The sequence below is a fragment of the Ruegeria sp. AE4 genome, from assembly GCF_056542185.1.
The window spans coordinates 455086-480495 of the sequence record NZ_JBQFZK010000001.1; the positions used below are offsets into that span (position 1 = coordinate 455086).

Annotated in this window: 23 protein-coding genes; 15 read left to right on the forward strand and 8 right to left on the reverse strand. The window is 56.7% G+C overall.

Translation table 11 applies throughout. From position 1 onward, the window contains the following. The first annotated feature begins 14 nt into the window (after positions 1 to 14). Genes ACR0EK_RS02280 through ACR0EK_RS02295 form a run of 4 tightly spaced genes read left to right on the forward strand, consistent with a single transcriptional unit; the run spans position 15 to position 2635 of the window. The gene (locus tag ACR0EK_RS02280) at positions 15 to 425 is read left to right on the forward strand and encodes a universal stress protein (RefSeq protein WP_480564692.1); all 411 of its coding nucleotides are present in this window, start codon (positions 15 to 17) and stop codon (positions 423 to 425) included. Positions 426 to 471: 46 nt separating this feature from the next. After that, the gene (comD, locus tag ACR0EK_RS02285) at positions 472 to 978 is read left to right on the forward strand and encodes a sulfopyruvate decarboxylase subunit alpha (RefSeq protein WP_480564695.1); all 507 of its coding nucleotides are present in this window, start codon (positions 472 to 474) and stop codon (positions 976 to 978) included. Beyond that, entirely contained in the window at positions 975 to 1529 is a 555-nt protein-coding gene (gene comE / locus ACR0EK_RS02290) for a sulfopyruvate decarboxylase subunit beta (RefSeq protein ID WP_209503877.1), read from the forward strand. Before comD ends, comE begins: the two co-directional genes overlap by 4 nt. Next, positions 1529 to 2635 (forward strand): alpha-hydroxy acid oxidase, encoded by a 1107-nt coding sequence (locus ACR0EK_RS02295; protein WP_480505129.1) that lies wholly within the window; start codon positions 1529 to 1531, stop codon positions 2633 to 2635. Before comE ends, ACR0EK_RS02295 begins: the two co-directional genes overlap by 1 nt. A gap of 53 nt (positions 2636 to 2688) precedes the next feature. On the opposite strand, the gene ACR0EK_RS02300 is transcribed toward ACR0EK_RS02295, so the two are convergent. Further along, positions 2689 to 4734 carry an ASKHA domain-containing protein gene (locus ACR0EK_RS02300; protein ID WP_480564698.1) on the reverse strand — a complete coding sequence of 682 codons (2046 nt, stop codon included), beginning with the start codon at positions 4732 to 4734 and terminating at the stop codon, positions 2689 to 2691. A 217-nt stretch (positions 4735 to 4951) separates the two neighbouring features. On the opposite strand from ACR0EK_RS02300, the gene guaB reads away from it, so the two are divergent. The 3 genes from guaB to ACR0EK_RS02315 all read left to right on the forward strand — a co-directional run bounded on the left by guaB (position 4952) and on the right by ACR0EK_RS02315 (position 10052). Further along, positions 4952 to 6400: an IMP dehydrogenase gene (gene guaB, locus ACR0EK_RS02305; protein WP_480485596.1), complete on the forward strand. Its 1449-nt coding sequence runs from the start codon at positions 4952 to 4954 to the stop codon at positions 6398 to 6400. Between the two features lie 93 nt (positions 6401 to 6493). Next, on the forward strand, positions 6494 to 7651 hold the full coding sequence (locus tag ACR0EK_RS02310) for an RsmB/NOP family class I SAM-dependent RNA methyltransferase (RefSeq protein WP_480564702.1): 1158 nt from the start codon (positions 6494 to 6496) through the stop codon (positions 7649 to 7651). Between the two features lie 109 nt (positions 7652 to 7760). After that, complete coding sequence (locus tag ACR0EK_RS02315; protein ID WP_480564705.1) at positions 7761 to 10052, forward strand: ATP-binding response regulator; 2292 nt, start codon at positions 7761 to 7763, stop codon at positions 10050 to 10052. 4 nt (positions 10053 to 10056) lie between these two features. On the opposite strand, the gene ACR0EK_RS02320 is transcribed toward ACR0EK_RS02315, so the two are convergent. After that, on the reverse strand, positions 10057 to 10650 hold the full coding sequence (locus tag ACR0EK_RS02320) for a sulfotransferase family protein (RefSeq protein WP_480564708.1): 594 nt from the start codon (positions 10648 to 10650) through the stop codon (positions 10057 to 10059). Positions 10651 to 10842: 192 nt separating this feature from the next. Between ACR0EK_RS02320 and recA the strand changes: the two genes are divergently transcribed. From recA to ACR0EK_RS02340, 4 genes are all read left to right on the forward strand, one after another. Continuing rightward, positions 10843 to 11910, forward strand: coding sequence for a recombinase RecA (gene recA / locus ACR0EK_RS02325; RefSeq protein ID WP_267366220.1), 1068 nt, complete (start codon positions 10843 to 10845; stop codon positions 11908 to 11910). A gap of 169 nt (positions 11911 to 12079) precedes the next feature. Next, entirely contained in the window at positions 12080 to 14752 is a 2673-nt protein-coding gene (alaS, locus tag ACR0EK_RS02330) for an alanine--tRNA ligase (RefSeq protein WP_480564712.1), read from the forward strand. A 1-nt stretch (position 14753) separates the two neighbouring features. Continuing rightward, complete coding sequence (locus tag ACR0EK_RS02335) at positions 14754 to 15041, forward strand: DUF1330 domain-containing protein (RefSeq protein WP_480480870.1); 288 nt, start codon at positions 14754 to 14756, stop codon at positions 15039 to 15041. Positions 15042 to 15452: 411 nt separating this feature from the next. Beyond that, entirely contained in the window at positions 15453 to 16037 is a 585-nt protein-coding gene (locus ACR0EK_RS02340; protein ID WP_480505139.1) for a transglutaminase-like cysteine peptidase, read from the forward strand. A gap of 159 nt (positions 16038 to 16196) precedes the next feature. Here ACR0EK_RS02340 and ACR0EK_RS02345 read toward each other — a convergent pair whose 3' ends face one another. The 6 genes from ACR0EK_RS02345 to ACR0EK_RS02370 form a co-directional block, all read right to left on the reverse strand. Next, the gene (locus ACR0EK_RS02345) at positions 16197 to 16604 is read right to left on the reverse strand and encodes a histone H1-like repetitive region-containing protein (RefSeq protein ID WP_480564715.1); all 408 of its coding nucleotides are present in this window, start codon (positions 16602 to 16604) and stop codon (positions 16197 to 16199) included. A 620-nt stretch (positions 16605 to 17224) separates the two neighbouring features. Next, positions 17225 to 19042 carry a translational GTPase TypA gene (gene typA, locus ACR0EK_RS02350; RefSeq protein WP_480564718.1) on the reverse strand — a complete coding sequence of 606 codons (1818 nt, stop codon included), beginning with the start codon at positions 19040 to 19042 and terminating at the stop codon, positions 17225 to 17227. Positions 19043 to 19118: 76 nt separating this feature from the next. After that, complete coding sequence (locus ACR0EK_RS02355) at positions 19119 to 19454, reverse strand: SMR family transporter (RefSeq protein WP_267366185.1); 336 nt, start codon at positions 19452 to 19454, stop codon at positions 19119 to 19121. A 361-nt stretch (positions 19455 to 19815) separates the two neighbouring features. Further along, positions 19816 to 20985, reverse strand: a complete 1170-nt coding sequence (locus tag ACR0EK_RS02360) for an HD domain-containing protein (RefSeq protein ID WP_480564721.1) — start codon at positions 20983 to 20985, stop codon at positions 19816 to 19818. Next, the gene (locus tag ACR0EK_RS02365; RefSeq protein ID WP_267366187.1) at positions 20982 to 21227 is read right to left on the reverse strand and encodes a hypothetical protein; all 246 of its coding nucleotides are present in this window, start codon (positions 21225 to 21227) and stop codon (positions 20982 to 20984) included. The genes ACR0EK_RS02360 and ACR0EK_RS02365 overlap by 4 nt, the downstream gene beginning before the upstream one ends. Further along, complete coding sequence (locus tag ACR0EK_RS02370; RefSeq protein ID WP_170424714.1) at positions 21227 to 21880, reverse strand: alpha/beta hydrolase; 654 nt, start codon at positions 21878 to 21880, stop codon at positions 21227 to 21229. The genes ACR0EK_RS02365 and ACR0EK_RS02370 overlap by 1 nt, the downstream gene beginning before the upstream one ends. A gap of 179 nt (positions 21881 to 22059) precedes the next feature. Between ACR0EK_RS02370 and iscR the strand changes: the two genes are divergently transcribed. From iscR to ACR0EK_RS02390, 4 genes are read left to right on the forward strand one after another with little or no spacing between them, the layout of a single operon-like run. Beyond that, positions 22060 to 22518, forward strand: a complete 459-nt coding sequence (gene iscR / locus ACR0EK_RS02375; protein WP_209596301.1) for a Fe-S cluster assembly transcriptional regulator IscR — start codon at positions 22060 to 22062, stop codon at positions 22516 to 22518. Positions 22519 to 22569: 51 nt separating this feature from the next. Beyond that, the gene (locus ACR0EK_RS02380; RefSeq protein WP_480564724.1) at positions 22570 to 23649 is read left to right on the forward strand and encodes a cysteine desulfurase family protein; all 1080 of its coding nucleotides are present in this window, start codon (positions 22570 to 22572) and stop codon (positions 23647 to 23649) included. Positions 23650 to 23667: 18 nt separating this feature from the next. After that, entirely contained in the window at positions 23668 to 25188 is a 1521-nt protein-coding gene (sufB, locus tag ACR0EK_RS02385; RefSeq protein WP_267365773.1) for a Fe-S cluster assembly protein SufB, read from the forward strand. Continuing rightward, the gene (locus ACR0EK_RS02390) at positions 25188 to 25391 is read left to right on the forward strand and encodes a hypothetical protein (protein WP_480564727.1); all 204 of its coding nucleotides are present in this window, start codon (positions 25188 to 25190) and stop codon (positions 25389 to 25391) included. The genes sufB and ACR0EK_RS02390 overlap by 1 nt, the downstream gene beginning before the upstream one ends. The last annotated feature ends 19 nt before the right edge of the window (positions 25392 to 25410 follow it).

Genomic DNA, 25410 nt, shown 5'->3' on the forward strand with positions numbered 1-25410 from the left:
AACTGGAGGCCACCATGTACAAGAAAATTCTGGTCCCGATGGCTTTGGATCACGGCATTTCACAGCATACGCTGGAGATTGCGCGTGCCTTGTCCGAAAACGGGGCCGAGGTCATCGGCTTGCATGTCTACGAAATGCCACAGGGATCGGTCAGCGCCTATCTGGACAAATCCGCAGTAGCCGAAGGGTTCGAGCGCGCGAGGCAGGCCTTGTTGCAAAAAGTTGACGGGCTGGATGGTGTGAAAGCCGAAATCATCAAAGGGCACACCGCCCGCACCATCATTGACTACGCGACCAGCAACAATGTGGACTGCATTGTCATAGGTTCGCATAAACCGGATCTAAGCGACTACTTTCTGGGATCGACAGCGTCACGCGTTGTTCGTCATGCCCCCTGCGCTGTACATGTGCATCGCAGAACCTGATTTCCTTAATCGCGCCAAGCGCCCCAACAGGACCAACAGCCCGACCATGAACATAGACAAGAAGATAACCGACGATCTGGTGGCCAACGATATCTCGTTCGTCACCACCGTCCCCTGCAAGCAACTGGCAGGCGTCATCGCTGAAATCGACCAGCGAGAGGACATCTATCACATCCCGTCCAACAAGGAAGACGAGGGGATGGGCCTGTGCGCCGGGGCATGGATGGGCGGCAAGCGTTCCGCGATCATCATGCAAAACACCGCAATCGGTGTGACGATCAACACGCTGGCGACACTGATCCAGTTTTACCGAATGCCTTTGCCCATGCTGATTTCCTATCGCGGAGAGCTGCGCGAACCGGTTGCCTGCCAGGTTGAAATGGCCGTGCATACCAAAGCGCTGCTGGCTCAGCTGAATATCCCGACTTATCATTTCCACCATCAGTCAGATGTTGAGGAGCTCGACACGATCCTCAAATACACCTTTATGTGCAATAAACCGGTCGCCATTCTGACCGATGCCAGTTTCTGGGGAGGCTATGGCGACCAATGATCCGTTCTGAGATTCTGAAAGAAATCGCTCCGATCCTGCGCGATCAGCTTGTTGTTTGTAACATCGGCATTCCAAGTCAGGAACTGCATGCCATCGACGACCAGCCTACCAATTTCTATATGCTGGGCACGATGGGGCTGGCCTCATCCATCGGTCTGGGTCTGGCCTTGTCGCAGCCCAAGCCGGTTATCGTGATCGATGGGGACGGGTCGGTTCTGACCAATCTGGGTACCTTGCCGACCATCGCCAACAACGTGGCGGACAACTATATCCTGTTGATCGTCGATAATGGGTCGTACGGGTCCACTGGGGATCAGCCGACGTATGCCGGGCAGAAGACCTCTCTGGCGAAAATGGCGGAAGCCGCAGGATGCGAGCGCGTAATCGAATGTCAGGCCGAAGACACCGGCCGCGTGCTGCAAGAAGCGCTGGATTCGAAACAGATGACCATCATCGTGGCTAAGTGCGAAAGCGGAAATGCCAAGATGCCTGTTATCACGATGGATCCGGTGGTGATCCGCGACCGGTTCATGAAGGCCGTACAGGCCTGATGTTATCCAGCGCTATCCACAGTTCCGAAGACGCCCGCCGCCTGGCGCGGCGGCGTCTGCCGTGGATGGTGTTTGACTATATCGATGGGTCTGCCGGGGCCGAGGTTGGCGCAGCCCGAAACAGGGCTGCACTGGATGCGCTGATCCTTCGCCCTCGGATTCTGAAAGATGTCAGTGAAAGGTCGCTGGCTTGTTCCGTCTTTGGCGGTTCGACCCAACGCCCGTTTGGCATCGCACCGATGGGTATGTGCAATCTGTCGGCCCCCGGTGCAGATCTGATGCTGGCACGTCTTGCGGCGCGGTACGAGGTGCCGCTTGGGGTCTCAACCGTCGCATCGACCCCGTTGGAAGACCTGATTGTCGAGGCAGAAGGACATGCCTGGTTTCAGCTGTATTTCAGCGGCGATGGCAGTGGCACGTTCAAGCTGGTCGAGCGCGCAAAGGCTGCGGGGTACGAAACGCTGGTACTGACGGTTGACGTACCCGAAGTGGGACGTCGCCCGCGCGAATTGCGCCATGGGTTCAGGATGCCGTTCAAAATGGGTCCGAAACAGGTGCTTGATTTTGCGCTTCATCCGCGGTGGTCGCTGTCGACGCTGCTGCGGGGCAAGCCCGAAATGGCGAATTTCCTGATGGACGGATATGATTTTGATCGCCGGGAAAGCCGGGCCAGGGCGACCTGGGAGACTTTGGCCCGTCTGCGCGACCAGTGGGCCGGGAAACTGGTGGTCAAGGGCGTTCTGGATGCAGAGGACGCGCTGAGCCTCAGGTCGGCAGGTGTCGATGCCATTCAGGTCTCAAGCCACGGTGGGCGCCAGTTGGACAGTGCGCCAGCGCCGATTGCCGTATTGCCAGAAATTCGGAACGCCGTCGGCCTGGATTACCCGCTGTTTTACGACAGCGGTTTGCGCTCGGGCGAGGATGTTTTGAAAGCGTTGGCAAACGGGGCAGATTTTGCCTTCTTCGGCCGCATCCTGCAATTTGCAATCGCGGCAGAAGGGGAAGAAGGGCTTGAGCAGCTGTGGTCTGTGCTGAGTGATGAAATGAGTATTGCCATGGCGCAGATGGGCGTTTCGTCGCTGGGCGAGGTGCGACGCGCAACCTGAAACCAGTTTGGGGAACGACCCGAGGCGTACCTGCGAGTCGTTCCAATGCTGGTTTAACCGCGACGTCTGCGACGGCGTCCACCGCCTGTTTCGCTTTCTCCGCCCGTGTTGAAGCTTGGATTGGGCAGCGTGACAACCTGCGCCAGTTCCGGGAATGGATCGGTTTTGTGCGGGATCGCGTTGGCGGCCACGAAATGATCCTGGAACTTCGGCTCAATTGCGGTTTCGATCTTGGTGATCTCGCGCACGACGCGTTCGATTTCAGCGCGTGATCCGATATTGCACAGCGCAATCCGCGCGCCTGTACCAGCGGCATTACCCGCGCTGGTGACCTTGTCCAGCGGTGCATCAGGGATCATGCCCAGAACCATGGCGTGTTTGGTCGAGATATGAGCGCCAAAGGCACCGGCCAGAACCACACGATCCACCTTGTCAACTTCCATCTCGTCCATCAGCAGACGCGCACCGGCATATAGCGCGGATTTTGCCAGCTGGATGGCGCGGATGTCGCCCTGCGTGACGGTGATGCGGGGGCCACCTTCGGCGCTGGCATCGTGAATCAGGTAAGCATGTGTGCGGCCTTCAGGAATGCAGCGGGCCGTTCCAGTCTGCTCGGCCGATCCGATCAGGCCGCTTTCGTCCAGAAGACCGGCCATACGCATCTCGGCCACAGCTTCGATAATGCCCGAGCCGCAGATGCCGGTGATACCAGTGGTGGCGACATCAAGGTCAAAGCCGTCTTCGTCCGACCATTTCTCGGACCCGATGATGCGAAAGCGGGGTTCCTTGGTAAGGGGATCTATTTCGATCCGCTCGATCGCACCGGGTGCAGCGCGCTGGCCAGAACTGATCTGAGCGCCTTCAAACGCAGGCCCGGTAGGTGAGGAACAGGCCAGAACGCGGCTGGTGTTGCCCAGCAGGATTTCGGCATTGGTGCCCACATCGACGATCAGAACCAAATCCTCGGATTTGCCGGGTTCTTCGGACAGGGCAACCGCCGCACAATCCGCGCCTACATGGCCCGCGATGCAAGGCAAGATGTAGACCTGCGCGCGGGGGTTCATGGTGGTCAGTTCCATCTCGCGTGCGGGCAGGGACATCGACTCGGACGTGGCCAGGGCAAAGGGCGCCTGACCCAGCTCGACGGGATCCAGACCCAGCAGCAGATGGTGCATGACCGGGTTGCAGACAAACACCGTTTCAACGATCAGCGCGGTGTCAATGCCAGCTTCTTCGGCGATTGAGGTGGTCAGATCATTGATCGCCTCGCGCACGGCTTTTGTCATTTCCCGATCCCCGCCGGGGTTCATCATGGAATATGAAACACGGCTCATCAGGTCTTCGCCAAAGCGGATTTGCGGGTTCATCAGACCCGATGACGCTTTGACTTCGCCGGTTTCCAGGTCGGTCAGATGAGCCGCAATCGTAGTTGAGCCGAGGTCGATGGCCAGCCCATACATCCCGCCTTCGTGCAGGCCGGGCCAGATTTCGACAATGCGTGCGACGCTGTCCTTGTGGCCTTTGTGAACTGCCACAGTGACTTCCCATTTGCCTTTGCGCAGAACCGGCTGCAGCTTGGACAGAAGCGATAGGTCCGCCGTGGCCGCGTCAATTTTCCATTGCTCGCGCAGCGCACGTTCAAGGCGCTCCAGATCGCCGGTTGGCGAATGCATGTCGGGCTCTTCCACCACCACGAAATACAGACGCGTTGCCGGATCCATGGTGATGGCGCGTGCAGTGGCGGCCTTGCGAACGACCTGACGATGCACCTGGCTTTCCGGCGGCACGTCGATCACGACATCGCCCTGAACCGAGGCCTGACAGCCCAGACGACGACCGGGTTTCAGGCCGCGCTTGTCGTCATAACGTTGCTCGACCGCGTTCCATTCGCTCAGCGCATCCTGGGCCACCGTGACGCCGTGCTTGGGAAATTCGCCATAGCTTGGGGTGATCTGACACTTTGAACAGATACCACGGCCCCCGCAGACCGAATCCAGATCCACTCCCAATTGGCGGGCTGCGGTCAGAATGGGCGTGCCGACAGGAAAATGCCCGCGTTTGCCGGACGGGGTAAAGACGACAAGTGGGTCGTTGGTCATGAGTGACATGCCTTTTTGTGTTCGCGCGTTTTCCCGGCAAGATATGGGTTTGAGCGCAAAGGGAAAGGGCTATCAGCGGCACGATTTGCACGGCATGCGTCGTTTTCTTCGGCTGTATAGTCAACTAGAGCCACAGAGTTGCCCTCAAGGGCTTTTCCTTTGGTTCAATCCATGCAATAGGGTCACCGCCAAACGGGCTTTTGCATGGGGTATTCAGATGCAGATTCGTGAGGCACTCACCTTTGACGACGTTCTTCTGGTTCCGGCCGCATCTTCAGTGCTGCCGGCAACAGCGGACACCACCACGCGTGTCACGCGTGAGATTACCATGAACATCCCGCTGCTGAGCTCGGCCATGGACACGGTGACCGAGGCGCGCATGGCCATTGCCATGGCACAGGCAGGCGGTATCGGGGTCATCCACAAGAACCTTTCCGTAGAAGAGCAGTCTCGCGAAGTTCGCCGCGTCAAACGGTTCGAGTCGGGTATCGTCTACAACCCTGTTACCTTGCGCGCGGATCAAACCCTGGCCGATGCGAAGGCTCTGGTCGAGCGCTATAATTTTACCGGTTTCCCGGTAGTTGACGCGGATGGCCGCGTTGTTGGTATCGTGACCAACAGGGATATGCGCTTTGCCAATTCCGACAACACACCGATCAAGGCGATGATGACCTCGGAAAACCTGGCAATGCTGAAAGAACCCGCCGATCTGGAAGAGGCTAAAAGCCTGATGCGGGCCCGTCGTATCGAAAAATTGCTTGTGGTTGATGGCACGGGTAAACTTACAGGTCTGCTAACGTTGAAAGACACCGAGCAGGCGGTTCTGAACCCAACAGCGTGCAAAGACCGGCTTGGCCGCCTGCGAGTGGCTGCCGCGACTTCGGTTGGAGACGCGGGTTTTGAGCGGTCCGAGCAGCTGGTAGCTTCGGGCGTTGATATCATTGTGGTCGATACGGCGCATGGTCACTCTCAGGGCGTGCTGGATGCGGTGAGACGGGTCAAAACCCTGTCGAACGAGGTTCAGATCATTGCCGGAAACGTTGCTACAGGCGAGGCGACCAAGGCGCTGATCGACGCAGGTGCTGACGCCATCAAGGTGGGTATTGGCCCCGGCTCGATCTGTACAACACGCATGGTGGCGGGCGTTGGTGTCCCTCAGTTGACCGCGATCAGTGATTGTGCCGCCGCGGCGGGGGATGTTCCGGTCATTGCGGATGGTGGCATCAAGTTTTCGGGCGATTTTGCCAAGGCAATTGCCGCCGGTGCGTCGTGCGCCATGGTGGGTTCGATGATCGCGGGCACAGACGAAAGCCCGGGTGAGGTCATTCTGTATCAGGGCCGGTCGTTCAAATCCTATCGCGGTATGGGCAGTCTTGGCGCGATGGCGCGCGGATCGGCGGATCGGTATTTCCAGAAGGACGCGGCAAATGACAAGCTGGTACCCGAAGGGATCGAAGGGCAGGTTCCTTACAAAGGATCAGCCAGTGCAGTGATCCACCAGCTTGTTGGTGGTTTGCGCGCTGCGATGGGATACACCGGCTGCGCGACTGTCGAAGAGATGCGCAGAAACTGCCAATTCGTGAAGATCACGGGCGCAGGTCTGAAAGAGAGCCACGTACACGATGTTCAGATCACACGTGAAAGCCCGAACTACCGGGTGATGTAAGCCGTTGCGCATGACATACGGCACCCTAGCACGGGGTGCCGTAGTGATTTTGGATTGGCCTGTCACGGCCTTTTTCAGCCAAGGTAATCCGTGATGACACCTGCTGCCCGCGTTCAGGCCTCGATTGAAATTCTGGATGAAATTCTCGCCGGGGCCCCGGTTGAAAAGGCGCTGACCGGCTGGGCGCGGCGCAGCAGGTTTGCGGGCTCCAAGGATCGGGCAGCTATTCGCGATCATGTGTTTGACACTTTGCGGTGCAAACGCTCGTTTGCTGCGTTGGGTGGTTCCGGAGCTGGTCGCGGCCTGATGATCGGCGCCATTCGCGCATCGGGTGAAGATCCGGTTGAGTTGTTTACCGGCGACCGCCACGCGCCCGAAGCCCTTCAAAATGACGAAGTATCAAGGGATTTTGCATCCGAAGCCGAGAGATATGATTTTCCCGAATGGCTGTGGCCAAAGCTCGTCTCATCCTTGAACGATGCCGCCGTTCCTTGCGCATTGGCATTGCAGGAACGCGCCCCGGTTTTTCTGCGGGTCAACTTGTTGAAAACGGATGTAACCCGGGCGATTGATGCTTTGGCGACCGACGGTATTTCAGCCCGTCCAACGCCGATTTGTGAAACTGCTCTGGAGGTGACAGAGGGCGCGCGTCGGGTTGCGCAAAGCCAGGCATACGCTCAGGGTTTGGTCGAGCTTCAGGATGCGGCAAGTCAGGCGGTTGTTGCTTCCTTGGATCTGCGCCCTGGAATGCGCGTTTTGGACTATTGCGCCGGGGGCGGTGGCAAGTCGCTTGCGATTGCGGCCAACAAGGGTGTCGAGGTTTACGCTCATGATGTGAACGCGCGCCGAATGAAGGATGTTCCGGCTCGGGCAGAACGGGCAGGGGCCAGAATAACCATCCTGAACAGCGCGGAACTTGCTGGTCACGGGCCTTTTGACGTCATTTTGGCTGACGCCCCGTGTTCTGGCAGCGGTTCGTGGCGGCGCGCACCGGCAGGCAAATGGGCGTTGACTGAAGAACGTTTGCAAGAACTCACGGTCATTCAGGCTGAAATTCTCGCAGATATCACGCCATTGGTCCAAGCAGGTGGAGTGCTGGCATATGCGACATGCTCGGTTCTTGCCGACGAGAACGATGCGGTTGTCGACAGGTTTCTGGCGCAACATGCGGGCTGGCGTGAAACCTTCCGGCAGGCATGGCAGGTAACACGCGGGTCCGACGGGTTCTTTACGTCACACTTGACGCGCTGATCTTTCGGTAAATACAACCCAGGGTAGCTGATTTGTTTTTTAGCGCCGTTAGGCGAGTGTTAACCAACTCTACCTGTTATTACCGCAAAAACCTGTGCCCGAGCCGTTTATGCCTGACATCACTGAATTTGTTCCAGCCCCTTCAGCCGCCAATACTCCATCGGTGTTTCGGATCGGGGCGTTGATGTTTGTGGCGCTGTTGATCAGCTTGGCACCTGCGGTTGGGTTTCTGCCGTCGGATTGGACGAAAGGTTTGCTGGCAACAGGCATTTCCCTTTTGGTTGTGGCGCTCTTGTTTGGGATCAAGGGGGCGATTGCGAACAGGCATTTGCAACAGATATCAGCCCTTTTGGCCGCTTTCGCAGAGCGCGAGGATGCTCCGGTCGTGATCTCAAACGGGTATGGTGACATATTGGCCGCGAACGTCCTGGCGGACAAAAAGCTGGGGGCCATACGAGGCGAAAACCTTGCCCGCTGTTTGCGCTCCAGGTTTGCTAACCCTTCGGCGATCTTGTTGAGCCTACAATCGCGGGCGCAATCCACAGGAAGCGCCCAGAGCGAGTTTCCCGGTGGCGATCGGACTATTTCGGTTTCCGTGCACCGATTGCGGCCGGGACTGTTCTACTGGAACTTTAGCTGTGTTCAACAGGATAGCTGGCAAACCCTTGGCTTGCCGGTCGTAACCCTTGGACGCGCAGGTGACGTATTGCGTGTCAATGCCACGGCCGAGCGTTTGTTTGGTGCGCACCCTGCCAGGGCGCAGGATATTTTCAGCGAAGCCGAACCGCGGACCGGGGCTGTCAACGCAGTCAGGACCCGCGATGGTCATGTTCTGGCAGCCGTGTCCGAATTTTCTCAATCCGGGTCGGAACGAAGCCTTTGTTTGTTACCGATTACGCAGATGCCCGTACAGGATGCGGTCATGTCCTTCTCTGACCTTCCGGTTCCAATCCTCAGACTTTCCGAGGACGGCATCATTCTGGACAGTAATCGGCTGGCGGCGAAACTGTTGGGAAAGAAGCAGCTTGAAGGCAGTAACATCAGCGACATCATGCGGGGCGTGGGGGGCCCTGTGCTGGATTGGTTGAAACGAACCGAGGCGCATGAAGAAACGCAGCGATCAGAGTTTTTGCAGTTCATTAGGGACGACAAGGAAATCTTTGTTCAAGTCACCCTGAGCCGTGTGTTTGTCGATGGAAAGATATGCCTGATCGCGGTTCTGAACGATGCGACTGAACTGAAGACGCTCGAAGCTCAATTCGTTCAGGGCCAGAAGATGCAGGCCGTAGGGCAATTGGCCGGAGGTGTTGCACATGATTTCAACAACCTGCTGACGGCCATTTCCGGTCACTGCGATCTGCTGCTGTTGCGCCATGACCAGAATGACCCGGATTACGGGGATTTGGTGCAGATCAATCAGAATGCCAACCGGGCCGCCGCGCTGGTCAGTCAGCTTTTGGCGTTTTCGCGAAAACAGACCCTCAGGCCCGAAGTGTTGGATCTGCGTGACACGATATCGGATCTTATTCACTTGCTGAACCGTTTGGTTGGCGAGAAGGTGCAATTGACGCTGAGCCACGATCCGGTGCTCAAACCCGTGCGGGCGGACAAGCGTCAACTTGAGCAGGTGCTGATGAACCTTGTCGTTAACGCACGAGATGCCATGCCGGACGGTGGTGAAATTCGCATTGAAACCAGTGTGTTGACCCTTTTGCAGCCTCTCATGCGGGACAGGGCAACCGTACAACCGGGCGACTATGTGACAGTCAAGGTTGTGGATGGCGGTGTTGGTATCCCAGCTGATAAGCTGCAGAAGATTTTCGAACCCTTCTACACCACGAAACGAACTGGTGAGGGCACCGGGTTGGGGTTGTCAACGGCCTACGGGATCGTAAAGCAAACCGGTGGGTTTATCTTTGTCGACAGCGCAATTGGACGGGGCACCGAGTTCACTGTCTTTCTTCCGGTTTGCGCGACGACGTCCGAGGTCGAAACTGAATCGCCAGTCCAGCCCGAAGCCCAGAGCGCCAGGCAGGGCGAAGGCGTGGTGCTGCTGGTCGAGGATGAGGCGCCTGTTCGCGCCTTTGCGACTCGCGCCCTGCGGCTGAAAGGTTACACCGTGCTCGAGGCGGACTCGGCGGAAGAGGCGCTTCGACTGCTTGAAGATTCCGCGTTAAGTGTTGATGTATTCGTCACAGATGTTGTCATGCCAGGAATGGACGGGCCCACTTGGGTGCGCAAGGCCATGGAGACGCGCCCGGACGCGCGTGTGATCTTCGTGTCCGGGTATACCGAAGGCGTTTTCGGTGATACCGGTCCGGATATTGCCAACTCAACCTTCCTGCCCAAACCGTTTTCCCTCAACCAATTGACAGAGGCTGTGTTTCAACAACTCAATTGATGGATCATAATGCGGCTTTGTGCAGCGCAAATTCTTCCGGTAAGGCATTTCGAAACTTCTGTTCGGTCGCAGGTGACAGATGCAAATCTCCCGGAGGCGATACGTTTTCGCGCTTCAGGTCGATCTGCATGTCCAGACGTGTTTGCAGAAAGTCCAACACCTTGTCCTGATGTTCGTATTTGAAGATATGACGAGCGCCAGAACTGTCGTTGCGGGTACGGAAAAATTGCGCCTGGCTGCCGACATTGGCGAACTCGGGACGTGTGTCCAGCAAATAGGCTTGCACGAATGCGTCAAAACTCATGTCACGTGTCGAGCGCGGTTGACCTATCAAGTCTTCACGACTGCGAAACCGGTACCAGCTGCCCAGCCAATCCAACGGCTCGCGCACAACGGCCATAATTTCCATCTCGGTATCAAACAGTTTTCGAAACATGGTCTGGAAAAACCGGTCATACCGACGCACCGGGGCGTGTTTCAGCTCTGGCGGATGTGTCACGATGAGATCGGCCCGGTCACGCAACGCCGTGTGATAAGCCGTGCTTCCGGTCTTGGGGACTGAAAGAAAAGCAAGTCGTTCTTTATAAAAAACAAGCATTTATCGGTTCCCAAGGTTGCCATGTTACTTGTGCAGATTGTCGTAAACGACTCTTTAACACAATTGCAGAAGACTGATTTCTGTAAGTTTTAGTTGAAATGTTCTCTTTTTGATCTCATAAGGAACAAGAGGCGAACAAAGCAGCGATTGCCGCCCGATTAAGGGTGTGACAAAAGGGAAGGCGACAGGACAATGGCGGATCTTCTGACAATGAGCGACAAGAAAAACGCAGACAAGCAAAAGGCGCTCGACAGTGCGCTGGCCCAGATCGAACGGCAGTTCGGCAAGGGGTCGATCATGAAGCTGGGAGAAGATGCCCGGCAGGACATCGAGGCGAGCTCGACCGGGTCGCTGGGTCTGGATATCGCGCTGGGTATCGGCGGGCTGCCGATGGGGCGTATCGTTGAGATTTACGGGCCTGAGAGCTCGGGTAAAACCACTTTGACCCTTCATTGCATTGCTGAGCAGCAAAAGCGGGGCGGAGTTTGCGCGTTCGTAGATGCGGAACACGCTCTGGACCCGCAATATGCCCGCAAGCTGGGTGTTGATCTGGATGAGCTTCTGATCTCGCAGCCTGACACCGGTGAGCAGGCGCTTGAAATCACAGATACTCTGGTGCGCTCGGGCGCAGTCAATATGGTTGTTGTCGACTCGGTCGCTGCCCTGACGCCGAAATCGGAACTCGAAGGGGACATGGGCGACAGCAGCGTGGGTGTACAGGCCCGGCTGATGAGCCAGGCAATGCGCAAATTGACAGGCTCGATCAGCCGCTCGAACTGCATGGTCATCTTCATCAACCAGATCCGGATGAAGATCGGCGTGATGTTCGGCAGCCCGGAAACCACAACCGGTGGCAATGCGCTGAAATTCTACAGCTCGGTTCGGCTGGATATCCGCCGGATTGGCGCAATCAAGGACCGGGATGAAGTGGTCGGGAACCAGACCCGCGTCAAAGTTGTGAAGAACAAGGTCGCACCGCCGTTCAAGCAGGTCGAGTTCGATATCATGTATGGCGAAGGCATCTCGAAGATGGGCGAATTGCTGGATTTAGGTGTTAAAGCTGGTGTTGTCGAAAAGTCCGGGTCCTGGTTCAGCTATGGTGATGAGCGGATCGGGCAGGGGCGTGAGAACGCCAAACAATACCTGCGGGAAAACAGCCGGGTGGCGCTGGACATCGAAGACAAGATCCGCGCAGCGCATGGACTGGAATTCGATATGTCGCCAGGCGTTGCCGAGGATGACGATATTCTGGAGGCCTGATGTCCTGAGGTGGGTAACCCCTGACATCTGCGCAAAGACTGTATCACTTGAAACAAGGCGGCCTGATCGGGTCGCCTTGTTTCGTTCCTGTGTGCCTCTGCTGTGGACACTCACCTGACAGGGGGCTAAACCAACGGAGACCAAGATATATGTGCGCCGAGAGAGCCCTATGCCAACCCTGAACGACATCCGATCGACTTTTCTGAACTACTTTGAAAAACAAGGGCATGAGGTCGTCGCGTCCAGCCCGCTGGTGCCGCGCAATGACCCGACACTGATGTTCGTGAACTCAGGCATGGTGCAGTTCAAGAACCTGTTTACCGGTCTGGAAACCCGCGATTACAAACGCGCCACCACGGCGCAGAAATGTGTGCGTGCGGGTGGCAAGCACAACGACCTCGACAATGTTGGCTATACGGCGCGTCACCATACGTTTTTTGAGATGCTGGGAAACTTCTCATTCGGGGATTATTTCAAACATGAAGCGATCCCATTTGCCTGGGAGCTGATCACCAGGGAATTCGGTATCGACAAGACCCGCCTGTTGACCACCGTCTATCATACCGATGATGAAGCCTTTGAAATCTGGAAAAAGGTCGGTGTGCCCGAGGACCGGATCATTCGCATCGCCACCAATGACAATTTCTGGCAGATGGGTCCGACCGGACCTTGCGGCCCGTGTACCGAGATCTTCTATGATCACGGCGATCACATCTGGGGCGGCCCTCCGGGATCACCCGAGGAAGATGGCGACCGGTTCATCGAAATCTGGAACGTCGTTTTCATGCAAAACGAGCAGTTCGAAGATGGCTCGATGGTCGAGCTTGACATGCAGTCCATCGACACAGGTATGGGGCTTGAACGGATTGGGGCGCTGTTGCAGGGCAGCCATGACAATTACGACACCGACTTGTTCAAAACCTTGATCGAGGCTTCGGCAGATGCGACCGGTGTCGACCCGTATGGCGACCAGAACGTGCATCACAGGGTGATCGCGGATCACCTGCGGTCGACCTCGTTCCTGATTGCAGACGGTGTGATGCCCAGCAATGACGGCCGGGGATATGTTCTGCGCCGGATCATGCGCCGCGCCATGCGCCATGCGCACCTGCTGGGCGCCAAGGATCCTGTCATGCATCGCCTGGTACCTACGCTGGTGCAGCAGATGGGCGGGCATTATTCTGAACTGAAACAGGCGCAACCGCTTATCGAAGAGACGCTGCTGCTGGAAGAAACCCGGTTCAAGCAGACACTGGACCGTGGTCTGAAGTTGCTGGATGATGAGGTTTCAGGGCTTTCTGAGGGGGCACCCCTGTCAGGTGAAGCGGCCTTTAAGCTTTACGACACGTATGGCTTCCCACTGGATCTTACGCAGGATGCGCTGCGTGAAAAGGGCCTGAGCGTCGACACGGACGGTTTTGACACCGCGATGGCTGAACAGAAGGCCAAGGCACGTGCTGCATGGGCCGGGTCAGGTGAAGCAGCGGATCAGGTTGTATGGTTTGATGTGCTGGATACCGCCGGTGCGACGGATTTTCTGGGCTACGATACCGAGAAAGCCGAAGCGCAGGTTGCCGCTTTGGTTGTTGATGGCGCAATGGTCGACAAGATCGACGCGGGCAGCAGCGGTTGGGTCGTCGTGAACCAGACCCCGTTCTACGGGGAGGCCGGCGGTCAGGTCGGCGATACTGGCGCGTTGCGTAGGCTGGAGGATCGCGATCACCTGAGCCGCGTGGAGGACACGAGGAAGTTTGCCGACGGCAAGGTCTATGCTCATAAGGTGGCGGTTCAAAGCGGCGTTGTTTGCAAGGGCGACGCGGTAGAGCTTGAGGTTGATCACGCCCGCCGTTCCGCCATTCGCGCCAATCACTCGGCCACGCACCTGCTGCATGAAGCCCTGCGCGAAACGCTAGGTGACCACGTAGCACAACGCGGTTCGCTGAACGCAGCGGATCGTCTGCGGTTCGACTTCAGTCATTCCAAAGCGCTGAGCCTGGAGGAAATCCAGAAAGTCGAACGTGAGGTGAACGATTTCATCCGCCAGAATTCGACTGTTGAAACCCGGGTCATGACACCCGACGACGCGCGCGCATTGGGCGCGCAGGCCCTGTTCGGCGAGAAATATGGTGACGAGGTTCGTGTCGTCTCCATGGGCAAGGCACCAACAGGCAAAGGCCATGACGGCGATACGTGGTCGATAGAACTCTGTGGCGGTACACATGTGCGCCAGACAGGTGATATCGGCACCTTTGTTGTGTTGGGTGACAGCGCCAGCAGTGCAGGTGTGCGCCGGATCGAAGCGCTGACCGGGGATGAAGCCTTCCGCTATCTTTCGGCACAGGATCAACGTCTGGCTCAGGTCGCATCAGAACTGAAGGCGCAACCGGACGACGTTGTGGCGCGCGTGAAAAGCCTTCTGGACGAACGCAAGGCTTTGCAGAACGAAGTGGCTCAGTTGCGCCGGGATCTGGCTATGGCTGGTGGGGCCGGTCACGGCGGTGGTGCCGAGGCGCGGGATGTAAATGGTGTGAAATTCCTGGCGCAAGCCCTTAGCGGTGTTTCAGGTAAGGACCTCCCTGCGTTGATCGACGAACACAAAAGCCGCCTTGGATCGGGTGCGGTGTTGCTGATTGCGGATACGGGCGGCAAGGCGGCCGTTGCGGCTGGTGTGACAGAAGACCTGACCGGACAGATTTCGGCGGTGGATCTTGTCAAAGCTGCGGTAATCGAGTTGGGCGGAAAAGGCGGCGGCGGTCGTCCTGATATGGCCCAGGGCGGCGGCAAGGATGCATCAAATGCAGATGCGGCAATCAAGGCCGCACAACAGGTTTTGGGAGGTTAATATGGCTGCTCTTTGGATTGCGCATGTCACGGTGACGAACACTGAGGCTTACGGCAAATACGCGGAACTGGCCGGACCGGCCATCGCCAAGCACGGGGGCGAGTTTATCGCCCGTGCTGCACGGTACGTTCAGCTGGAAGGTAAGGAACGTCCACGAAACGTAGTGGCGCGCTTCCCAACGCTGGAGGCTGCGGTTGAATGCTATAACTCGGATGAGTACCAGCAGGCCCTGAATCACGCGCGCGGCGCAAGTGAGCGTGAACTGGTTGTGGTGGAAATCACCGAGTGACATATGGGCCTTGCGTCCAAGGCGCTGATATTTCCAAGAAAACCGGCAGTGAATAAGCAAGATTCGGCTTATGTCATGTTTGGTTGATACTGATTAGCCCGCGACAGCGGGCTGTTTTTTGTTTAATTGTTTTAATTCAATCACTTACCCTTTGATGCTCCTGTTCTGTCGAATGGGTCCTGGCAGAATTGTGGCCCCGCCAACAAAATTCTTACGTGAAATTGTCAGATTCTCGGACGAATTTCTGCCCTGTTTCCTTTGCAAGGTCTCAAAAGATTGCGCGTAACACCTGATCACAGATAGTTTCAAGAAACAGAATGTGGTGCAGGTGGCCATGTAATCATTCGAAGAACATCGGATCGGGGAACTCGCATGATTTCATTAGCGAATTTAACCAAGAGGTGTGTTTCCGTGCCTGCATCGGTTGCGGCGCGCGCATTGGGTATCTGCACCGTGTGTATCGGCGTAATCGCCTCGGCACCTGTCGCGCAGGCATCCGACGGCGTCTTTATCCCAATCGTTGCGTCTTCACCTCCGCCCTCAGGCGCAATCAACCTATGCAACCAATATAACTGGGCTTGCACTGCAAAACGCTCGGTCACGTTGTCCAGCCACCAAGAGCTGACGGTGGTAAATCAAGTGAATCGCCGCGTAAACGCGTCGACCCGGGAAGTTACGGATCAGTCCCAGTACAAAACGCGTGAGCGATGGGCCTTGCCAACACCCAGAGGCGGTGATTGTGAAGACTTTGCATTGTTGAAGAAAAGGGATCTGATCCATGCCGGGGTTGATCCAAGTAAGCTTTTGATTGCGACCGTTCTGGACACACGCCGGACGCCTCATGCGGTTCTGGTCTACCGCTCGGCGCAGGGCGACCTGATCTTGGACAATCTCACAAACCGGATCAAACCCTGGACAGCTACGCGCTATTTGTTCCTGCGCATGCAAGATCCGAAGCGGCCCAGTCAATGGGTCGGCGTTTACGGGCGCAGCTGACCTCAGCGGTATATTTACCTACCCAAAATCTTACCCTTGGACGCAGATTTGGTCTGCGCCCAAGAGTGTAGTCTTTGACCTTACGCTTGGACGGATTAATCCGAACGTTTTGCGTATCGACGTATTCCAGCCCCGAAGCCTCGACCAGCAGAGTTTTTTCTATCGAATATGCTCCGCGTTCCTAGGGCCGGTTCGCTGGTATTCGGTTTCGTCTTTATCAGTCTTCTTCGTGCTCTTCACCACCGGGCTCTTCACCACCGGGTTCTTCCCCACCGGGTTCTTCTCCACCGGGTTCTTCGCCACCGGGTTCTTCGCCACCGGGTTCTTCGCCACCGGGTTCTTCACCACCGGGCTCTTCACCACCGGGTTCTTCACCACCGGGCTCTTCACCACCGGGTTCTTCACCACCGGGCTCTTCGCCACCGGGTTCTTCTCCACCGGGCTCTTCGCCACCGGGTTCTTCACCACCGGGTTCTTCGCCACCGGGCTCTTCACCACCGGGTTCTTCACCACCAGGTTCTTCGCCACCGGTTGGGTTACCGCCGCCACCATTGGGGGGCGTGCCATTTTCCTGGGAAGGTCCGTCGCCGGATCTCTGGTCTGAGACACCGATCGATGCGGTCGGGAAGTCACTTAGCAGACCTGCCAGCGGGGCGCATTCTGCACCGACGCGCGCCAGAATCTGATCGAAGTCATGACGGCGTTGAATGTAGCGGATCATGCCGGATGTCACAGCATCGCATTCGCACAAAACCTGCGCGGACGCAGCGGATTGCCGTGCTGTTGCAACCGTACATGTCCCAGCGGCAAAGGTTTCACCGGCAGGTGAAAGCAGAAAAGTTGTCGCAATAAAAAACAGTGGAAACTTGCGAGCTCTATTACCCATTTTGAACTCCTTGGAACTCGATAACTAAACTACGTCCTTCTATGCACCATTCCCATATCGGTGTTTGTGAAGGACGTCACACTTCTGACGTGTTTTGACCATAATTCGAGGGCGCCTACAATATCTTGTTGGTGAGGCCCGGGGCGGAAATTTTCAACCATGCGGAGAAAGGTGTTAGTTTTCAAATAAAAACCGGGCAGTGAGCCCGGTTTTTCTGATTTCGTCTTTTGTCGTATTGGAAGCAAATATGCCACACTATTGCCATTGTTTCCGTTTGGTCAGTTTGCAACCTGAGGGTGTTCTAGGCAGATTTGGCCATCCGCTTACGCTCGTGCGGGTCAAGAAAACGCTTCCGCAGGCGCACCGCGTTTGGTGTAACTTCCACCAGTTCATCATCGTCGATATAGGCAATTGCCTCTTCCAGTGAGAACTGAATATGCGGCGTCAGGCGGACCGCGTCGTCGGATCCACTGGCGCGCACGTTTGTCAACTTCTTGCCTTTGAGCGGGTTCACTTCCAGATCGTTGTCTCGCGAGTGTTCGCCGATCACCATACCCTGATATACGTCTGTTTGCGGACCAACAAACATACGGCCACGTTCTTCCAGGTTCCACAGCGCATAAGCCACAGCCTGACCTTTCTCCATCGAGATCAGAACGCCTGCGCGACGGCCCGGAATTTGCCCCTTATGTGGCGCCCAATCGTGGAACACACGGTTCAGTACACCGGTACCGCGCGTGTCGGTCAGAAATTCGCCGTGGTAACCAATCAGACCACGGGACGGGACATGGGCGATGATCCGCGTCTTGCCGGTACCAGCCGGGCGCATCTCGACCAGTTCACCTTTGCGGGCGCCGGTGATCTTTTCGATAACGGAACCAGAATATTCGTCATCCACGTCGATAGTGACTTCTTCGATGGGCTCAAGCCGCTGCCCACCTTCCTCACGGAACAGAACCTGCGGGCGCGAGATGCTAAGCTCAAAGCCTTCTCGGCGCATGTTCTCGATCAGAACGCCCATTTGCAGCTCTCCGCGGCCCGCAACTTCGAACGCCTCGCCGCCGGGGGTGTCGGTGACACGGATGGCGACGTTCGACTCGGCTTCCTTCATCAGGCGGTCTCGAATGACGCGTGATTGAACTTTTTTGCCGTCACGGCCTGCTAGCGGAGAATCATTGATACCGAAGGTCACGGTAATGGTCGGTGGATCGATGGGCTGCGCGGGCAGGGCCTCAGTGACCTGAGGGGCAACCAGTGAATCCGCTACGGTGGCTTTGCTCATGCCAGCGATGGTCACGATGTCGCCTGCTTCGGCCACATCAATGGGCTGCTGGGCCAGTCCCCGAAACGCCAGGATTTTCGTGGCGCGGAAGTTTTCGATGACCGAACCATCGCGGCTGAGCGCCTTGAGGCTGTCGCCAGCCTTCAGCGTACCGCTTTCCACACGACCGGTCAGGATACGACCGATGAAAGGGTCGCTGCCCAGTGTCGTGGCCAGCATCCGGAAGGGTTCATTTTTGTGATCGACCTGCTTCGGGGCAGGGACATGATCGACGATCAGGTCGAATAGCGCGCTCAAGTCTTTGCGGGGACCGTCCAACTCCATATCCGCCCAGCCCGAACGGCCCGAGGCGTACATTGAAGGAAAATCCAACTGGTCGTCATCCGCGCCGAGATTGGCGAACAGGTCAAAGCATTCGTCCAGCGCGCGATCCGGTTCGGCATCCGGCTTGTCGACCTTGTTCAGAACCACGATCGGGCGTAGGCCCAGCGCCAGTGCCTTGGACGTTACAAACTTGGTCTGGGGCATTGGGCCTTCTGCGGCGTCCACCAAAAGAACAACACCGTCGACCATGCTGAGGATGCGCTCGACCTCGCCGCCGAAATCGGCGTGGCCAGGGGTGTCGACAATATTGATGCGTGTGTCTTTCCACTCAACCGAGGTGGCCTTGGCCAGGATGGTGATGCCGCGTTCACGCTCCAGGTCGTTACTGTCCATGGCGCGTTCCGCGACGGCCTGATTTTCCCGGAATGCACCGGATTGTTTAAGCAGCTCGTCCACCAGGGTCGTTTTGCCGTGGTCCACGTGAGCGATGATTGCGATGTTGCGCAGGTCCATGAGAGGTCAGCCTTTGAACGGGAAGTTGCCGCGCGCATAACGCGGCGCGGCAAAATATACCAGCCCTAACCGGCCTTCAGTGCCCGGCAGTCTTTGAAAAGAGGTGAATGATCAGGATTCCGGACAATATCAACGTCAACCCCAGGATCGCAGGCCAGTCCAGCCTTTGGCCGAACACGATGAATCCGATCACGGCGATCAGGAATATACCGAGACCGGACCAGATTGCATAAACAATACCGACAGGCATGAATTTCAGCGTTAGCGCCATGAGGTAAAACGCAAACGCGTACCCAACGACAACGATCACTGATGGCCAGAACCGCGAAAACTGCTGGCTGGCTTGCAAGGCCGTCGTGCCAATGGTTTCCGCCAGCACTGCCAGTAACAGATACAGATAGGCTTGGGGCATTTGAGTACCTCGAAAAGGGTGGGTCGGGCGGCTTGGTGGCGATCTTCGTGAGTGAAATACGTCGACCGCCATGCAGTCTACAAGATTACCTTGGGTCAGGTATACCTGACTGTTTTTTCAATCGAATGAATGTAATATTCGCCCTATATTTTTTATTTTTGTTAATGAGTTTTGAGCGATGACGTTATTTGCGAAATCAATCATATTTGCTTCGGGTCTGATAGTGGCGATTGGGTGGCTTGCTGACGGGGGGTCCGTCGAAGTGAATGCAGCCAACGTGGTTCAACAGTTTGATGGTAGTAGTGTTTTTTGAACGCCGCTAGAAACCAAGCAAGAAAAAAGGAGCCTTCAGGCTCCTTTTTTATGTTTGAGGATCGGGTGTTTCGACATGTTCAAAATGCACAACCAGTTGCGGTTGCAGCCAGTCCCACAGCTGAGGTGCTCCCGCTGCAATAGCTGGTCGGACACGTGTTACAATCTGATCGAATTTTACTTTGTATTCGACCCATGATCCGCCACCTGTTTCCAGATTTGCTATGGGTGTTTGAAACCGGTCAACAGCCTTTGCAAATCTGGCTTCCGGGGTTTCAGCCGCCTCAAACTCGCGCCATAGTTCAGTAAATGACCTGTGTTGACAGTCAGGCAGAAGGCCAAACAGTCGTTTGGCGGCGGCCTGTTCCTTGGCTTCTTGTTCCGCGTGGTCGACAAGTCCGTGGATCGGGTGGTCGCCCGCGTCGATTTCGACAACATCGTGCAAAAGCAACATCTGGAGGATTCGGTCCACTTGAACATCCGAATGCGCGTATTCCGACAATACCCAGGCGTAGAGCATGACATGCCACGAATGTTCCGCCGAGTTTTCGAACCGGTCACTGGCCATCAGGCGTGACGCGCGCAGAACGGATTTCAACTGGTCCGCTTCTGTGAGAAACGCCAATCTTTTCGTGAATGCGTCATCCTGAGGGTCGGACTTGGTCAAGAGGTTTGTGGCATGCTGGTGGGCCAGTGGAAAGGCATGGGCCAGGTAAGCTGCGCGCCCACCCGCCAGGTTCGACCGCGCAATTTCCACATGATCCTGTCGCGGGTCAGTGGCGCACAGAACCTGAAACAGCGGCTGGCAGCGATCCAGAATCTTGGCGAACCGGGCATCCGGGGTCTGGTCCGCCTCGAACTCGTGCCAGAGAAAAAGAAATTCCTGTGCCTGTTCGTCGGGCAACAGGCCAAACAATTCCTGTGCTGCGGCCTGTTCAGCCTCGGCCACGGTATCCCAATCCGTGTTGAGGTGAATCGGGTGATCACCTGTCACGATCTCGACCAGATCATGCAGCAGCAACATGCGGATGACCCGGTCGACCGAGATGTCCGGCCCGGCCAGTGGCGCCATGACCATTGCCCACAAAGCCAAGTGCCAGCTGTGTTCGGCGGAGTTTTCGGGCCTTGACTGGTCAAGCAGGACATTTGCCCGCTCGACCAGTTTCAGATTGTCGGCCCGTTTCAGAAATGCGACCTGCGCAACCAGGCGATCGGTCATTGCTTTTCAATCGCCTTGAGTTTCGCGCGATGCGAAGCGAGGCGCTTGATCACGAATTGTCTGGCCTTGCGTTCAGCCAGTCGCACGCGGATTTCCGTCAGGAAAGCCTCTTCCAGAGATTGAGACGCCGCACCAAGAACTTCACCCACTTCCACAAAGAACCGGTCTTCGCCGGTTTCGTCCATGACCTTCATCGTATCTTCGGCCAGTTTGGCCGCGAGCGATGTGATGGTGTCGGACATTAGCGGGTGTTCTCGGTCAGCCGACGTTTCACATAGTCGCTGACATCTGTGATCAGCGTGTCCATGTGGCGATCCTGGAAGAAATGATCCGCGCCCTCAACCTCGTTATGGGTGATCGTGATCCCTTTTTGCTCGTGCAATTTGTTGACCAGCGCGGTGGTATCCGCTGGTGGTGCCACACGGTCAGCCGATCCGTTGATGATCAGGCCCGAAGACGGGCAGGGCGCAAGGAAGGAAAAGTCATACATGTTTGCAGGCGGCGACACGCTGATGAAACCCGTGATTTCGGGGCGGCGCATCAGCAACTGCATTCCAATCCACGCCCCAAACGAAAAGCCCGCAACCCAACAGTGTTTCGAGTTGTTGTTCATGGATTGAAGGTAATCCAGCGCAGATGCCGCATCGCTCAGCTCGCCAACACCTTGATCATATTCGCCCTGGCTGCGACCGACGCCGCGGAAGTTAAAGCGCAGCACTGTGAAGCCCATGTTGTAAAAGGCATAGTGCAGGTTATAGACCACCTTGTTGTTCATGGTCCCGCCGAACTGAGGATGCGGGTGAAGCACGATAGCGATCGGTGCGTCTTTTTCCTTTTGCGGGTGGTAACGGCCTTCCAGGCGGCCTTCGGGTCCGGGAAAAATCACCTCGGGCATGTGTGCTTTGGTCCTGTCATTTTCGTGCGGGTATCCGGATATACTTGACTATAATCGTCGGACACCTTAGAACGGTTCTAATTACATTGCTTGGCGCAATCGCGCTGTCAGTCGGAGATACGCACTGGCAGCGTCGGCGTCAATGATTTCGCGCAGATCCGGCTAAAAGGGGGCAGGGCATGAAGCTTTCGACCAAAGGGCGTTACGCGATGGTCGCTTTGGCGGATATTGCGCTTCAGCCAACAGACCGGCTGGTAACCCTGGGCGAAATCTCGGAACGGCAGGACATTTCTCTGCCGTATCTTGAGCAGCTTTTCGTCAAGCTGCGTCGCGCGGAACTGGTTGCTTCTGTCCGTGGGCCCGGAGGGGGGTATCGTCTTGCACGCCCCGCGTCCGAGATTCGCGTGGTCGAGGTTCTGGCCGCTGTGGATGAGACAGTTGATGCGCTGCAAAAAGGGGCCGGAGCATCCGGTGCGTCATCGGGTAGCAGGGCGCAATCCCTGACGAACCGCTTGTGGGAAAGCCTGAGCGCGCATGTTTATGTCTTCCTGCACCAGACGCGCCTGTCGGATGTGATCAGAAACGACCTTGCGCCTTGCCCGGCAGTTCCAAGCCTGTTTTCCGTCGTCGATGAATGAGCTGGGTAAGTCGAACATGCATATGAGTTCTGTGCAGGAAAAGATGTATTCATGAAACGTGTTTATCTGGATCATAACGCGACTACGCCGCTGCGACGCGAAGCGCGCGAGGCAATGATCGCGGCGATGGATGTGGTCGGGAACCCGTCATCTGTTCATGCGGAAGGACGTGCCGCAAAAGCGCTGGTCGAACGCGCGCGGGCGCAGGTCGCCGAGGCCGTCGGTTGCCGTCCGCAAGAGGTCATATTTACCTCTGGCGCAACTGAAGCGGCGCGGGTTCTGCAAAATCGCCCCGAAGGCTGCGACGTCTTTGTCGACAGCACTGCCCACGATGCGCTGTGGTCGCATTTCGATCTGACCCATTGTAGCGAGCATCCCTTTGGCCCTGGGCACATATTGGCGATGGGGCTTGCGAACTCCGAAACCGGAGTCATCACGCAGCCGCCACAGAAAGTTGAGAACCAGTGGCCCTATGGCGCGCGGCGCGCGGACTGGCTGTTGCTGGATATTACGCAGGTTGTCGGACGCATTCCATTTTCCTTCGCCTGGAGCGGCGCTGATATGGCGATCCTGTCGGCGCATAAGATTGGCGGGCCAAAAGGTGTTGGCGCTTTGATCCTGCGGCAAGGTATCGATATCGAACCTTTGGCCAGCGGTGGCGGACAGGAAATGGGCCGAAGATCTGGTACTGAAAATGTGGTGGGCATTGCCGGATTTGGCGCGGCTGCCGAGGCTGCTCAGCGCGATCTGGCGGATGGAGTATGGGAAAAAGTCAGAGAACTTAGAAATATTCTAGATAACGCCCTTGAGGCTGGTGCAATATCTACTATTTTTGTCGGGAAAGATCAGGAGCGACTCCCGAATACCCTGTGTTTCGCGACGCCCGGCTGGAAAGGCGAAACGCAGGTGATGCAGATGGATTTGTCTGGCTTTGCCATCAGTGCGGGATCCGCCTGTTCCAGCGGCAAGGTCAAAACCAGTCGGGTTCTGACGGCAATGGGATTTGATGAGACGGTGGCGTCATGCGCAATCCGCGTATCGCTGGGGCCAGAGACGACTGAAGAAGATGTGCTGCGTTTCGCCGAAACGTGGCTTGAAAAAGAGAAAAAGCATCGCGCGCGGGCTGCGTGATCTGACGGAGGGTAAGTCATGGCCGCTTTGGACCAGACCCAGGTAAAAGAAGGTGTCGATCAGGAAACCGTGGACGCGGTTCGCGAGGTCGGCACATACAAATATGGCTGGGATACCGATATCGAGATGGAATACGCGCCCAAAGGCGTGAACCCGGATATCGTCCGTCTGATCTCGGGGAAAAACGATGAGCCCGAGTGGATGACCGAATGGCGTCTGGCCGCGTTCGAGCGTTGGACCAAAATGGAAGAACCCAAATGGGCGATGGTTCACTATCCGCCAATCGATTTTCAAAACCAGTATTACTATGCCCGCCCCAAATCGATGGAAGAGAAACCCAAATCTTTGGATGAGGTTGATCCAAAGCTGCTCGCCACTTACGAGAAGCTTGGTATCCCTCTGAAAGAACAGATGATTCTGGCTGGTGTTGAAGGGGCTGAGGATGCACCTGCCGAAGGCCGCAAGGTGGCAGTCGATGCAGTGTTTGACTCGGTTTCCGTGGGCACGACTTTTCAGGCCGAACTGAAAAAGGCAGGCGTGATCTTCTGCTCGATCTCTGAGGCGATCAAAGAGCATCCCGAATTGGTCAAGAAGTACCTGGGAACCGTGGTTCCCGTATCGGACAACTTCTATGCGACACTGAACTCGGCCGTATTCTCGGATGGTTCGTTCGTCTACATCCCGCCGGGGGTTCGCTGCCCGATGGAACTAAGCACCTATTTCCGGATCAACGCCGAGAACACGGGCCAGTTCGAACGCACCCTGATCATTGCTGATAAGGGCTCGTACGTCTCATATCTGGAAGGCTGTACCGCACCCCAGCGCGACACGGCGCAACTGCATGCCGCTGTGGTCGAGATCATCGTCGAAGAAGATGCTGAGGTGAAATACTCGACCGTTCAGAACTGGTTTCCGGGGGATGAAAACGGCAAGGGTGGTATCTATAACTTCGTGACCAAACGCGCCGACTGCCGGGGTGACCGGTCCAAGGTGATGTGGACACAGGTGGAAACCGGATCGGCCGTGACATGGAAATACCCGTCCTGCATCCTGCGCGGCAATGAAAGCCAGGGGGAGTTCTATTCTATCGCGATAGCCAACAATTATCAGCAGGCCGACACCGGCACCAAGATGATTCATCTGGGCAGGAATACCAAGTCGCGCATCGTGTCCAAGGGCATCAGCGCGGGCAAGGCCCAGAACACCTATCGTGGGCTAGTGTCGATGCACCCGAAAGCCAAGGACAGCCGGAACTACACGCAGTGTGACAGTCTGCTGATCGGCGACAAATGCGGTGCACATACGGTTCCCTATATCGAGGTCAAGAACAACTCGAGCCGCGTTGAGCACGAGGCGACGACGTCAAAAGTGGATGACGATCAGCTGTTCTACTGCCGTCAGCGCGGCATGGACGAAGAAGAAGCCGTAGCGCTGGTGGTCAACGGATTCTGCAAAGATGTGCTTCAGGCGCTTCCAATGGAGTTTGCGATGGAAGCACAGCAGTTGGTGGCCATCTCACTTGAAGGTTCGGTTGGGTAATGACGCGGTCACCCGGAACCCGCATCCGTAAGGATGATGTGCTGACCTGGCTTGGGTACACATTGCCGGTTCTGGGCGGTCTGCTTGGCGTGGCCTACGTCAACACCCATTACATGGAATTCATCAACCCGGTTTGGGCAGTAGGTGGCGGGGCGATCCTGGGTTGGATCATCGCCAGACTGATCCGCAGATTACTGGGCTAGAACAATACGGGGCCAAGGG